Origin of the sequence: Sporosarcina highlanderae (assembly GCF_030433715.1) — a bacterium.
In the GTDB taxonomy this organism is placed as follows: domain Bacteria; phylum Bacillota; class Bacilli; order Bacillales_A; family Planococcaceae; genus Sporosarcina; species Sporosarcina highlanderae.
Genome location: NZ_JAROCC010000006.1, coordinates 1 through 13,814, shown reverse-complemented (window position 1 = coordinate 13,814; position 13,814 = coordinate 1). Strand labels below are relative to the sequence as shown.

Below are 13,814 nucleotides of genomic sequence, written 5' to 3'. Positions count from 1 at the left end.
ATTAATTGTATAGAAGAAAGCTGTTGAATGCAATTAGATAAGGAAAAAGTTAGTTGAAGAGGGGTATAAGTAAAAGCTTAATATTTCGGTTGAACATTGAATCCTTCCATTGTAGGAGCTATCGTGTTCTGTTAGACTTGAACCAAAGAACCAAAAAAAGGGGAAAGACTATGGAAATTATCATTCTAATTCTATGCGCTTATTTACTTGGCTCCATCCCTTCCGCATTATGGGTTGGCAAGCTTTTTTACAAAACCGATGTACGAGAACATGGGAGTGGAAATCTTGGTGCTACAAATACATTTCGCGTTCTTGGTAAAGCTGCAGGACTTGTCGTTACCATCCTTGATATCCTGAAAGGGACAGCTGCAGTTCTCCTACCGCTATTACCTGTTTTCGCGGCATCCGAAATCCACCCACTCATTCTTGGATTTTGCGCTGTCATCGGCCATATTTTTCCGATTTTCGCAGGATTTAAAGGCGGAAAGGCCGTTGCCACTTCGGGGGGAGTTTTGCTTGGCTATAACTGGCCTATCTTTATTGTCGTTTTACTTACTTTCCTCCTGGCTTTAAAAATCACTAAGATGGTTTCATTGTCTTCCATGATTGTGGCAGTCGTTGCATTTATATATTGTATTGCTTATTATGTTTGGTCTGGCGATTTCTCATTGATGATCATCGTCGGTCTTATGGCCATCTTCATTTTCTACAGGCACCGTGCCAATATTACAAGAATCAAAGCAGGAACTGAGCCTAAAGTAAAGTGGTTGTAATACAATAGAAGCATCTACCGAAAGGCGGGATGATTATTGAAAATCGCAATATCAGATGATGCAATAAACTGGTTTCGGAATGAGATGGAAGCGAAATCAGGTGAATACATTAAGTTCTTCGCAAGATACGGTGGTTCAAGCCCATTACATGACGGCTTTTCCCTTGGGGTTACAAAAGAACATCCCGACGAGTCAGTAGTTGAGACAATAATTGAAGGCATTCACTTTTACATCGAACGAAGGGATTACTGGTTTTTCGACGAACACGATTTGCATGTGAACGTTGATTCTAAAATTAATGAATTGGTTTACTCCTATAAAAAAGCGTGATGGCAACAAGCCACACGCTTTTTTAATTTCCTTGTTTCCCCAATTTTCCTCTGTAATCTATTTGTAAAGAACAGTGTGGAGTCCAGAATTGACGGGAATAGCGGAGCCTTGGTTTTCTATTGGTGAATATTCCCTCGAAATCCCCCACATTTTCTATGCTACGATCAGTGCAAGACATAAGAAAATCTTTTTTTGGGAGGATTCGCAATGAAACGTAAACTGTTATCCGCTGCATTAATTACATGCGTCACTGCAACTTCTTTAACAATGCCAACATTTGATCATAACCTTAAGGTCTCAGCCGCCACGGTTACTGCGACACCATCACAGCAAGTTGTGGATGCGAAAGCCGATCAATTGATCCAATTAGCAAAAAGCTTGATTGGTAAGTCAACATATAGCACTGCTGAGTACAAACCGACATACCCCTATAAATTCTCTTGTGCGACATTTATTATGTACATTTTCGAGAAAAGCGGCGTGGATTTAGCAACATACAACGAAAACTATATGATTCAACAGGGTACTCCTGTAGCTAAGGGTCAATGGAAAAAAGGGGATTTGCTATTCTTTAAGAGCAAAACAACAGGAACTGATCCTGATCACGTCGCCATGTACATTGGTGACAACAAAGTAATCCATATGGCAGACCCACAGCAGAATATAATAATTGCCGATCTTAACAGCAAACCGTATTATACAGAAAATTATTTCGGAGCGACTCGTGTCATTCCAAGCCTTCTCTCGTCTAATCCTCCAACAACTGGAGATAAAATCACGGAACTTGCATATGAATTGAAAGACCAAGCGATAATCGGTTCAGTAAACAATGAATCTACAAAGAAATTTACAAGTACAGGATTCGTCAATTATATCTACAAACAAAACGGAACAACGTTAAATGCTACAAGCATAAGAGATTTACAGAGTAAGGGGACGACTGTTTCCCGCTCCAATTTAAAGAAAGGGGATCTTGTTTTCTTCAACAGTGTTACTGGTTCAACAACTGCGAACTTGGTTGGAATTTATGCTGGTGAACATCGTGTTGTTATACCAACTTCCGGAGGAGTTATCACAAGGGTTCTTTTGGCGGATTATTATAATGAACATTATATCACTGCAAAAAGGGTGTTTACAGAATCTGTTTCAACTGCACCTTCTACACCATCAGTATCTCCAACACCATCAGAACCTTCTACACAACCAGAACCTTCTACACAACCAGAACCTTCAACCCCTTCAACACCAAGTGTATCCTCAGCAGATAAACTTGTTGAGTTCGCGGAAGGTCTGATAGGTAAAGCGAAATTTGGATATGTTTATGATGAAAGATCATTGATTTTCACTCCCGCGGGATTCACTTATTATGTATATAAACAACAAGGTGTCGATTTGAAGAGCAAAATTGCAAGCCGACAGGCACTAATTGGTACACCGGTGATGAAAACAAATCTTCAAAAAGGGGATCTCCTTTTCTTCTCCACTGATAATAAAGGAACAAGGATAACACAAACCGGTATTTATATTGGCGGGAATGAATTTATCACTCTCTCCACTTCCGGTAAAGTTGAAAAGCAAAGTCTGTCCTCTTCATGGGCAACAAAGAATTATGTACAAGCACAACGCGTCCTTACTAACTGAGAAAAAGAAGCATCATCGCATTTGCGATTGATGCTTCTTTTTTTGAGCATTACAACTTCAGTTTTTCAGCAAAATCAATCATACCGCGACTCGACATCGGCCCTTTAATAAGTACGAGAGATTTTTCGTCAAAAAGATGATATAGTTTATCACCAATCTCATTCACCTTTTCAAAACTCAAAATGGTGGCGGTACTACCATCCATCTTTGCCTGGGTAGCAATTTCTTTAGCTTTTTTTCCTATTGTAATTAATGTACCTATATTTCTTTTTGCGATCATACTGCCGATTTCCCTATGATAGTGTTTTTCATAGTTTCCCAGTCGATTAATATCTCCTAATATCAATATAACGTTTTTATCTTTCCCTATCGAATCAAGCACCTTCAAGGCAGCTTCAACTGAAGTTGGATTATTTGTCCATGTATCATCAATGATTGTGCTACCATTGATGCCTTTGGAAAACTCCAAATGCCGATCCATGTTCCTGAAAGTCATTAACCGCGAAATTGCTGCATCTACATCCATCCCTATTTCGTGGGCTGCCGTTATGGCTGCGAGTGCATTACTAACTTGATGCTCGCCGTATCCAGGAATGTATGCCTTATATGTTCGATTGGCTGTATGTAGGATAAAATCCATTCCTCCATCAGCAAACTTAATATGTGAAGCCTTAAAATGGGCTTTTTCAGCAGTCCCAAAATAAATGATTTTCCCTTTGAAATTTTGGGTCCGTAATTTTTTTGTGTTTTCATCATCGGCATTCAATATCAAAGTTCCACCATCTCTAATGCCGCCGACTATTTCCTCTTTCGCCCGAATATACCCCTCCAAGTTACCACACCCGTCCAAATGGTGAACCCCTATCGTCGTTACTATACCGATTGTGGGCTGGTAAATCATGCATTGATGTTTGATATTGCCCGTGTTACCAAGTCCATGTTCAAAAACAGCCGCCTCTGTGTAATCATCTATACCCATCAAATAAGGTAGCGAACGTCTTGGTTCATTTTGACTGCTGATAGACGAATGTACATTCCATGTAGGTTGAAGTATATGTCTTATCATGTCTTTAACAGTTGTTTTCCCGCATGTCCCTGTTATTGTCACAACTGGAATTTCAAAAAGATTTCGATAGTAGTTTATGAATTTCCAATACGATTGCACTAAACTTCTAACATGAATGACGGTTATATTCGGAAAAACGCTATTTACCTCATTAACGTCCTTATCAGTAATAATTAGAGAAGGTCCCAATTTACTTATCGAATCCCAATTAATTTCATCTGCCCGGCTTACGAAGAGTAAAGTGTTTCGATTGGCATGCTCATGACGATTGTAATAGATGACGTCTTTCACTTCCCAGTCATCTGAACCAGTAATAATTCTGCCTTCCATCACTTTGCGAATAACACTAACAACCAATGGTCTCAAGTTTTTTCCTCCTCTCAATCGGAGTGCGGTGAGAACCTTTTTTTGTTTTTATTAATATATTTATAAATTGTTTCATACATTTCATTGTACTTAAACTTATAAAACATAGCAGTGGAAGGGGCATAGTTTCCTTCGATGATCCATAATGCCCCGTTACTATCTATTGCAATATCGAATCCGATAATTGTTATCCCTTTGCAATTTTTTTCAAGTACCACAGATGCTTTCCCACAAATTTCATTTATCAAAGATACACATTTATCAAAAGATATTTTACTATTTGACCAGATGAGGGCTTCCTCCAATGTGAGTAATTGACTTGCCCGATTAGAGATGAAAAAGCCTTTTGTGGCTACTTTTACTAAAACGCCTGTGATGATCCATTCAGTTTCATCCAACTGCGACATAACTCGCACATCAAATAGTCGATCGTCAATTTTTCCTATAACAATAAATTGTTGAACAATATAATCGTTTTTACTTAAATAATGATTATGAATATAATCATACAGTTTGGCAAAATCATTTATATTAATAATCTGCTTGTTTTCATGTATTTCAAAGGTGTTATCATCTAATTTTGTTACTTTTACAATTCCTTTGCCTTGTTGCCCAACACAAGGTTTCAATACAACTTGTCGAAGGGATTGCAGAAATTTCCCCAGTGACTCCTTAGTACATAGTTCTGTATGAGGAATGTAACTGCGCAATGCCTTGCAGCTATATAAAGAATGGAATTGACTCCATTTACTATTTCGTTCGTGTAAAATCGTATCTGTAATCCAAGTTTCCCCCATTTTGTTCTGCAAGATCTCTATTACAATAGTATTGCAAGCAAGGTAGTAGTTTCCAAGTAAGTTAGCTGCATTTCTCACTACTTTATTAAATTTCAAAAAAGGTAATGCATGCCTAATTTTCCCGAGTTCATTGCCACCTGTTATTGAATGATGGACGACCTTCCAATTAGACGATGAGGATATTCTATGAAGGGTAAATCGGTGATAATGAAGTACGGATTGATTATTTGCCGGAACAGTTTGTATAACATAATTTTTTTTTGTGAATTCATGTTTAAGCAAGTGTTCATAAACATCTTCACTATTTGTAAAATGTTGTTTGTTGTTAGTTGACTCAATAATATATAGAGAATTATTGACAGGGTTCACCCTGATTTTTTGTGGTCCGAGTAACGGCCTTATTATGAAATCTTGTTGCCGCCCTAATGCATTGTAAAAGTTGTCCTTGTTGAAAATGGTAGTATCTAACAGTTTAACAGTTGAATCTAGTTCCGTCTCCAAAACCTTCATTTGACCATACCGGCCCCGAATTCCCTTCATAGACTCCTCTCCTTCAATACTCGTTAAAAACTGATGCTATGCTTATTTGTTATTCGCAGCCAACTGCTACGATAGATCCTTGTGGAACAGGAGCAGCTCCAGCTTGGTTAAAGAAACCAGTTATTACGAAACTTTGGACATTATCGAAGTTTGCTGTATCAACCTGATCCCGGAATACGGCTTCAAATGGAAATGTGTTTCCTCCCACTGTACCAGTTCCAGTTACCGTGACAACGCAATTCATGCCTTCCCTTCTACATACTACTGAAGTGATGGTATCAGCAACAAAATTGAAGCTTCTATTCACCATGCCTCCTGACTCATCAGTAAAGTTTAAAGTCAAAAAGGATGCCGGCAAATTATTATCACAAACATCGGCCATGTACCGTAAATCGCCATTAACTGTGCCCTGCACCCCAGCAAATCTGACATTATTATCTTCGGACACGGCGTTGACGATTACACCACAATTACAAATTAATCCCATTATTCTCACCTCCTTTCAAATTAATCTATATTACTATATTACTTAGCGAATGGATGGAGCTTGGTGTTTGTCCCATTTTCCAGAAATTAAAGAGATTCATCGATATTAATTATATTTTTTTCGTAAAAGCATTGATAATTTATTAATGGGTTCGCTATACATATCCCCTTTGATAAGTACAACTGTTGTTGGGTCTACTATATTTTTAAGGAAGGGATACACACAGATGTGATTTTTATATGAATATACCTCCATTGTTTGATTTATTTTTTTTGCTGTTATTCCAATGATCTTTGCATGCATTCCAATCGTTATAAGAACGTCTACATCACTTGAGGCAATTATCTCACCTGCAAGTTCATGTATTACATATCCCCAAGAACCTAAATCGGTTATTGTTCCGACAACCGCTATTTTCTTTTTGTTTTTTCCTACGGATTCCAAAACTTTCAATGCAGCTTTTAGGGAAGTAGTTGTAATACTCCAGGAATCATCGATGATTGTTGATCCATTAGGCCCGTTAGAAACCTGCATTTGTCTGTTGAATGTTTCGAATGACACCAAACGGTCCTTAATGGCAGTGAAGTCCATACCAATCTGGCGAACCGCTACAATTGCCGCAAGCGCATTGTATACTTGATGTTCACCAAGCCCAGGTACGTACATTTGGTATTTTTGTTCATCATGTTCAAGTGTGAAATTCATTCCGTTAGTTGAATATTCAAGATTGCTTGCCCGGTAGTCACATGTATTTTGAATGCCAAATGTAAGTATTTTTCCTGCAAACTGTTCCCTATCAAGTTTCTTTGTTTTTTCATCGTCTTCATTTAAAATGAGAATTCCATTCAGTTGAAGGGATGAAATCATTTCTCCTTTTGCTGCGATATAGGCTTCCAATGTCTTGCAATGGTTAAGATGATGTTCTCCTATGTTCGTGATAATTCCGATTGTCGGCTTTAGATAAGCAGCTGCTTTTAGTATGTCGTTAGGGGCTCCGACGGCTGCTTCGAATACTGCCGCCTCAGTCGTTTCATCGATACTAAGCAGATTCGCTAAATGGACTGTACGGGAATTATTCGTGCTATTTGTAAAGGTGATTTTTCTGTTGACCATCAAAAGATGCTTGATCATCTCTTTCGTTGATGTCTTGCCGGAAGTACCTGTTACTGCAATGATTGGAATATCAATGCTATCCCGGTAGTCATTGATGAATTCCCAATATGCTTTCTCTAAGTTTTCGACTTTAATAATTGTTATGCTCTGTTCATATTCAGACGTTTGCATGAATTCTTCAGCCACAATCGCAATCGGAAAAAATGGCTTTAACCGATCCCATTTAATGATTTTTCCTTTTAGAAAAAGGATTGTATGTGAATGGCGTACTTGCTTAAGGCGATAGGCACCATACTGAATTCGTAAATCATCAGATCCTTGCAGGATTTCTCCGTTCATAACTTGCCTAATGTAACCGATCGTTAATGGTTTCAATAGTTTCACTCCCTTCCCCTCTACCATTTTATGCGACAATCATCATGCGTCTTGTACGAAAAACATGAGTATCCGAGAATTTTTTACCGTTACCCATATGATGTATAACCATGTATCGCTCAGGTTCCTTCATAACTTATAAAGAGTTGCCTTAAATATGAAGGAGTTGGACTTTTTGAAAACAATCATTTTTATCGGAACAAATAAGTCTGGTTCGAGTAGGGAAGCAATTAGAGCAGCTGAACGGCTTGGGTACTTTACTGTACTGTTTACGAGTAACGAGAAGCAGATCCAACAACGTAAAGAGTATACAGACGTACATGAAATGGTACTCGTTGATATTACTAATTTAGTGGAGATGAGGAAAGAGATCCTTGCATTGAAATTCAAAGGAAATGAAATTATGACGATTGCAAGTTTCGTTGACTCTAATGTTGCGAGGGCTTTGAAATTATGTGAAGAATTTTGCCCAAATGGCACTTCTTCAAATGCTGCGCTTATTATGGAAAATAAGGCAGGGACAAGGGCTGTTTTAGAGGGGCTTCCCTACTCCCCGAAATACTTGACGATTAAACCTAATAGTAAGCTTGATACAAGGGAAATTGAAGGGGTTTTCGACTTCCCGCTTATTGTAAAGACGGCCTCCTCTACTGGCTCGAAGGATGTTGTACGTGCAACTGAGTTAAAACAACTAAAACGCCATGTCGAGAAGTTCCAAGAGAGGAATCCGAAAGACCCTGTAATTATTGAAGAGTTCATCGAAGGTGAGCAATATTTGGTGGAGGCGATTGTCCACAACAAAGAAATTCACATTGCGGGGGTTGTTAAACAGGAAATAACGGTCGGGCAGCGATTCATTATCACTGGCTATGGAGTTCTTGCATACGTTCAAAAACAGTTAAACGACAGCATTATGGAAGTTTTGAATTCAATTATCGACAAGTTAAGAATCCAAAACGGCGCTCTCCACGTAGAGATGCGACTGACAACAAATGGATGGCGCTTAATCGAGATCAATCCGCGAATTTCCGGAGGCGCGATGAATAATATGCTGAAAGCGGCTTTCGGTTATGATTTAACGGCAGAAACGCTTAAATTATACTTAGGGGAAAAACCTAATCTCGAATTAAAACAACGGCATTTTGTCTTTACACAATATGTTATTGTAGATAAGAAAGGGATTTTAGAAAAAGTCACAGGGAAAAGTAGAGCAAGGAAAATGCCTGGTATAGTTGAAGTGTACGTAAAGCCCAGAAAAGGTACTGTGCTCATGCCGCCACTATCGATGGGACACAGATACGCCTATACAATAGCACAAGGAAGGACATTGGAAGTGGCGAAATATTTAGCGAAAAAGGCTGCTGAAAAAATACAATTTCATCTAAAGGAACAATAACAAAGGGGACTTCCATTGAAGGAGTCCTCTTTGTAATTAACTATATTTCTTATCGATGAATTTGACTGTTTCGAACATATTGGTCTTGCTTGCCCCTTTAATGAGGATTGTGTCATCTTTTTGTATCAATGTAGACAATAAATCATGCAATTTCTCCCGGTCCGTAAAATGATAGACGTTATTTGCTTGCATACCTTGCCTTTTCGCTTGATCGCCAATCTCCTCAGTTCTAAATCCATAAGTGATCAATATATCAATCTTTTGCTGTTGGATAAAGTCACCTAATTTCCGGTATTCCCTCTCTCGTATATCCCCTAACTCTCTCATTTGTCCGATAATGGCGATTTTCCGATGCCTTGCGAGATTCGTCAATACGTCGAGAGCTGCTCGGACGCCTTCCGGGTGTGAATGGACGGTATCGTCAATCATCGTAATATTATTCTTGCAATTATAGATTGTCAGCCTTCTTGGTGGTTTTTTGAAGAGTAGACCGGTTTTGATCTCCATCGGCGAAAAGCCTAAATGGTCTGCAATCGCAATTGCGGAGAGGGCGTTATAGACATGATGCTCCCCAAATATTGGGATGAACAATTCAATTTCCTCATTTTGCAGTTTTATTTTAAAGCTCATACCTTGGTCAGTGTATTGCACATCGTATGCCTGATAATCAGCAGGTTTCTTTATGCCAACCGTAATCGTTGTTCCATTGAAATTTTGTGTCTCCAGATATCTCGAATTGTCATTATCCTTGTTTAAGCAGAGCACTCCGGATTGATCCATCCCGTGTATCAATTCGGATTTTGCTTTTGCAACGCCACGTGGGTCTCCATTAAAGTTACCGACGTGCGCAAGTCCGACGTTTGTTACGATGGACATATTCGGCTGGATGATTTGGCAATGTTCTGTAATGACGCCAGGATAAGCCATTCCATATTCAAGTACAACCGCCTGATGAGAAGAATTGATCTCCGCAGCATGCTTTTTCGTATGTTCTGTCGTATTCCAGTAATCCTTCGACTCAAAAATATTCCATTTTTTTGAGAGTATGGAAGATAAAAATGCTTTTGTCGTTGTTTTACCCGCACTTCCAGTTATGGCGATAATCGGAGTCCCTTGCTCCTTCTTTGCCGCTTTACGCTTCGCTTCTCGAATTTTTTCTTGGATCGATCGTTGGTTTTTCGCAATATACATCGCATAATGTACCGTATTTTTCACAACATCCAATTCCAGATAGAACGCCGGAGGACACCCAGGACGCCAGTTCACTTCATAGATCCATAGCTTCAGGTCCTGGTCCATTCCGATATCAATTCCAATCTCGTCAATCACCTCGCCATATTTCTCCATTTGCAGATCATCGAGATGTTTTGCAAGTGCCAACGAGAAATACTCCAATTTCCTCTTTATATTAATTGCATCTTCCTTAAATTCCTGTTCGAGGAAAGGCTCCAAATAATTCGTATAGCCGCCACTATTGATATTTGCAATGATTGAGCCTTTCGGTGCAACACGCGGATAAATGGTCGTAATCACCCATTCGCCTTTCCCATTCTTTTGCACATGCAATCTGAAGTCAAACACTTGCCCAGATTTAGTCACGGATTGAATGTAGGGCTGGATGATGTATGTGCCTTGCGATAACTTCTGTTTGATGAATGCATTTAATTGTGAAACAGTATACTTCTTGTTCGTTCCCTCACCTTTCAGCGAAAACCGGTCACCTTCTTGGACGATAAAATAAATGCCCTTTCCTTTACGCCCATCAATTGGTTTGAAGACCACTTTCTTGAAAGCAGCAATGTACGTTATGAAATGCTCAGTGTTTTTTACGGCTTCTGTCGGGATTAGATAACTGGCAAAGTCTTTAGCCTCTTTTAACCGACGATTGACGCTCCACTTATTGCCGATTGAATGGGTCGTAAATGGGATTTCTTTTTTTAGTTCGTCGATGACTTCTTTCGCTTTCGAAAGCTTTTCGGGGCTTCCCGCGTTATAAATAACATCCGGAAATGGCATGTATCTCGTTTGCCACTTACCGTTTACATACACTTGTCCTCTGATCGTGCGATTTAATAAGTTCACTTCTCCAGGAGAAAAGTAGAAAAAATTCGCACCCTCGGCTTCAGCCACGGCAGCGAATGCATATGCTTTCATGACAGTTTCCGGGTCTTTCCGATGATGTAACATACCTATTGTTATCATGGTCTATCTCCTTTTTTAGTGGCTCTATCTAATACATTCACTAGACTGAGGAATGATAAGGACAAGAGTTTACCCACTTTATGATTATGTTGATTTACATTCGATAATGGGTAGAGGGCGATCAAGTAGGTTTATCGGAAGTGGAGTGATTGCACAAAAACAGCAAGCATTAATGTGGATGCAGTGGGATGTTTTTTTCAATGCGTAAAGGTCTTTTTCAGTCCGTGCAAGACGACCTTTCAAATCGACCGGCTTCAGCAGCGACAATTGAGCACAGCAATTCGCTTCATCGATTTTTTCCAATCTGAAATAAGGAGTCGTTCCATCATCTATCAAAGCAGTAAAATAATCGTGTTCATTTGACGACTGCAACATGAATGGAATTGTGTCATAACATTTAGTCATTTGGACAAACTGAAAGCCATTTACGATTTTCGAAAGTATTTTCTGCTCATTGCATAAGGCCTTCATTTCATCACAAATACAGCATTTCTTCATCGTTTTTCCCTCCTTTTGTGTTTTCATCATCTTTATATCAGCTCAATATAGAATTTTATAGACCTGACTGCATACTCGGCCCTTTCCTTTGCTTCAACCGATGTTTCTCCTACAGCCATCGCATATCCATACCTCTGCGCCATCGAAATGGGAGGCATCACTATTGTCCCGATTTCAGGTTTCACATGGATAGCGACAACACCGGAAGATGAAGCAGCTTTTTCTACTCCTTCAATCTCCAATAAAACCCCATAGCTATTAATCGTTATAAATGACGTATAGACAGGCTGGCAATTTTTCCTTACAAGATCAGGTTCCTCACCGAGATAAAGTTTGATCGTTTCTTGAACAAGATTGATGCCAAATGCCTCATTGATCATCCGGTTCATAGCGCCACCTGAGATTCTTGGATTGATCTCTATCAACTTCCATCCCCTTGAGGAATGACGCATTTCGAGATGACATGCTCCATATTGGAGCCCTATTTCCTCAAGTATGGAAATGATTGATATCCGTAAATCACGGTAGATGGTTTCATCCATTTGAATCACTACTTCATAGCCTGTCACGATGAATGTGTATTCCAATGCGATTTCCTGCTTTATTACCGCGACGAGAGTTGGTATACCGTTATAGACAATAACTTCAATGACATATTGGTCTCCATCTATGAATTCTTCTATGATTACGGAGTTTTGCGTAGTCAGCTTTTTAAGCGTTATATTAAATACCTCTTCACTTTCTACAAAATAAACATCCTTAGAGCCATTGGAAACCGGGTTTTTCAACACCAACGGATACTTCCTTGATAATTGATTTAACTGATTTCCATTTATTATTTCAAATTCACAAGATGCAGAATGATGTCTTAGAATTTTGCGTGTAGCGGATTTATCTTCAATTATTCGTAATGCGTCTGATGAGATGGAGGAGCTGCAAAATTCATTGGATAGTCTTGCAGCTAACGAGCCAAATGGATCGACAAAACTGATGATTGCTTGAAGTTTGTTTTCTGTATTTAGTAACTTGTTAATTTGTTTTTGTAGATTTTCCTCGTCTATTGTATCCATGTATATTACCTGGTGGACGAAAAGAAAATGGTTGCGGATAAATGTCTTGCGATTTGTCATTAATATAGTTCGATAACCCAATCGATCGGCGGCTTCCATTGCGTCCATGCTCGATCCGGAAGTCGAAGACCCGATAAACAGAATTGTTTCCATTTATACATCACCCTTTTATTTAAGACATTCCCCTTCTATTAGTAATATGCATTTACATGATTGCTCTTTAGGCAAAATAAATAAGCATGAAGGGCTATCCTTCATGCTTATCCATCAAGTTAAATCGATTTACTTGTTCCAATAACCCGGCATCCAATAATGCTTTCAGTTCAATTTTGCCGAACAAATCATAATGGGGATAATCTTCACGGTGGTCAATCCATTCAGGCTTTAACCCATACGTTTTTCCCCATTCAATCAATTTGGCAAGATCTGTGCAACCCGCTTTTGTAACTGTTTTACAGCCCGGAAATCGATCATCGAGCCAATAATGAGTGAGAAACGCAATCTCACCTGCTTGGACTTTTTTCTTCCAAGCTTTCAATTCCGCCCGAGTAATGCCAAAAGCCATCAGTCTGCCACCCTGCGGATTTCCGTATATTTTGCATCCCATTCTGAATCGACTTTCTTGAGAGCTATTGGTCGAAAACTATCCCGTTTCACTAAAATATGTTCAGAAGTGGCAGTTGCAGCAACCGTTCCGTCTTCATGAAGAATTTCGTAGCCGTATACCGTGCGGAGTTTTCCATGCGACTCGACCCATGTACGTACCTTTGCCGTCTGCCCATATCGCATTGCAGCCTTATATTGGATTGATAAATCAATAACAGGGGAAAGATAGCCTTCCGCTTCAAGACCCGCATATGTAAAGCCTAAATCCTGTATCAGGCTTGTCCGCCCGATTTCCATCCAGATTAAATAATTTGCGTGATATACGACCCCCATCTGGTCCGTCTCCGCATACCGGATTTCTATTTCTTTTTCACTGATAAACATGTCTTCACCTCTCTTGTCCATTATACAAAAGAGAGGTGAAGATTGCTGTTTGAGCAACTTGTCTGGATTGATGTGCAATGTTGATTTCCGCTCCAGGCGGACGCTTTCTTACCTGTAGTCAAGTGTTTACCTAAATTATCTTTCAATATAAAACAAAATTAATGGACATT

General features: G+C 39.3%; 13 protein-coding genes. 4 read left to right on the top strand and 9 right to left on the bottom strand.

Features of this window, described 5'->3' with window-relative positions; all coding sequences use genetic code 11:
- Positions 1-170 precede the first annotated feature (170 nt).
- The 3 genes from plsY (at position 171) to P5G49_RS08845 (ending at position 2,744) form a co-directional block, all read left to right on the top strand.
- Complete coding sequence (gene plsY, locus P5G49_RS08855; protein WP_301243159.1) at positions 171-773, top strand: glycerol-3-phosphate 1-O-acyltransferase PlsY; 603 nt, start codon at positions 171-173, stop codon at positions 771-773.
- A gap of 36 nt (positions 774-809) precedes the next feature.
- Complete coding sequence (locus tag P5G49_RS08850; protein ID WP_301243157.1) at positions 810-1,103, top strand: HesB/YadR/YfhF family protein; 294 nt, start codon at positions 810-812, stop codon at positions 1,101-1,103.
- 207 nt (positions 1,104-1,310) lie between these two features.
- Entirely contained in the window at positions 1,311-2,744 is a 1,434-nt protein-coding gene (locus P5G49_RS08845; protein WP_301243155.1) for a C40 family peptidase, read from the top strand.
- Positions 2,745-2,793: 49 nt separating this feature from the next.
- Here P5G49_RS08845 and P5G49_RS08840 read toward each other — a convergent pair whose 3' ends face one another.
- From P5G49_RS08840 to P5G49_RS08825, 4 genes are all read right to left on the bottom strand, one after another.
- Positions 2,794-4,176 (bottom strand): UDP-N-acetylmuramoyl-tripeptide--D-alanyl-D-alanine ligase, encoded by a 1,383-nt coding sequence (locus P5G49_RS08840; RefSeq protein WP_301243154.1) that lies wholly within the window; start codon positions 4,174-4,176, stop codon positions 2,794-2,796.
- A gap of 14 nt (positions 4,177-4,190) precedes the next feature.
- Positions 4,191-5,513 carry a YheC/YheD family protein gene (locus P5G49_RS08835; RefSeq protein WP_301243153.1) on the bottom strand — a complete coding sequence of 441 codons (1,323 nt, stop codon included), beginning with the start codon at positions 5,511-5,513 and terminating at the stop codon, positions 4,191-4,193.
- Between the two features lie 49 nt (positions 5,514-5,562).
- Positions 5,563-6,000, bottom strand: a complete 438-nt coding sequence (locus P5G49_RS08830) for a hypothetical protein (protein ID WP_301243152.1) — start codon at positions 5,998-6,000, stop codon at positions 5,563-5,565.
- A 105-nt stretch (positions 6,001-6,105) separates the two neighbouring features.
- On the bottom strand, positions 6,106-7,488 hold the full coding sequence (locus P5G49_RS08825; RefSeq protein WP_301243150.1) for a UDP-N-acetylmuramoyl-tripeptide--D-alanyl-D-alanine ligase: 1,383 nt from the start codon (positions 7,486-7,488) through the stop codon (positions 6,106-6,108).
- Between the two features lie 175 nt (positions 7,489-7,663).
- Here P5G49_RS08825 and P5G49_RS08820 point away from each other — a divergent pair, with 175 nt between their 5' ends.
- A complete protein-coding gene (locus P5G49_RS08820; RefSeq protein WP_301243148.1) occupies positions 7,664-8,884 on the top strand; it encodes an ATP-grasp domain-containing protein in 1,221 nt (406 codons plus the stop codon).
- Between the two features lie 36 nt (positions 8,885-8,920).
- Here the strand turns inward: P5G49_RS08820 and P5G49_RS08815 are convergent, their stop codons facing one another.
- The 5 genes from P5G49_RS08815 to P5G49_RS08795 form a co-directional block, all read right to left on the bottom strand.
- Positions 8,921-11,086 (bottom strand): YheC/YheD family protein, encoded by a 2,166-nt coding sequence (locus P5G49_RS08815; protein ID WP_301243147.1) that lies wholly within the window; start codon positions 11,084-11,086, stop codon positions 8,921-8,923.
- Positions 11,087-11,170: 84 nt separating this feature from the next.
- Positions 11,171-11,611, bottom strand: coding sequence for a CotY/CotZ family spore coat protein (locus tag P5G49_RS08810; protein WP_301243523.1), 441 nt, complete (start codon positions 11,609-11,611; stop codon positions 11,171-11,173).
- Positions 11,612-11,616: 5 nt separating this feature from the next.
- Entirely contained in the window at positions 11,617-12,807 is a 1,191-nt protein-coding gene (locus P5G49_RS08805) for an ATP-grasp domain-containing protein (protein WP_301243146.1), read from the bottom strand.
- Positions 12,808-12,901: 94 nt separating this feature from the next.
- On the bottom strand, positions 12,902-13,219 hold the full coding sequence (locus P5G49_RS08800) for a hypothetical protein (RefSeq protein WP_301243144.1): 318 nt from the start codon (positions 13,217-13,219) through the stop codon (positions 12,902-12,904).
- A complete protein-coding gene (locus P5G49_RS08795; protein WP_301243142.1) occupies positions 13,219-13,644 on the bottom strand; it encodes an acyl-CoA thioesterase in 426 nt (141 codons plus the stop codon). Before P5G49_RS08795 ends, P5G49_RS08800 begins: the two co-directional genes overlap by 1 nt.
- Positions 13,645-13,814 lie beyond the last annotated feature (170 nt).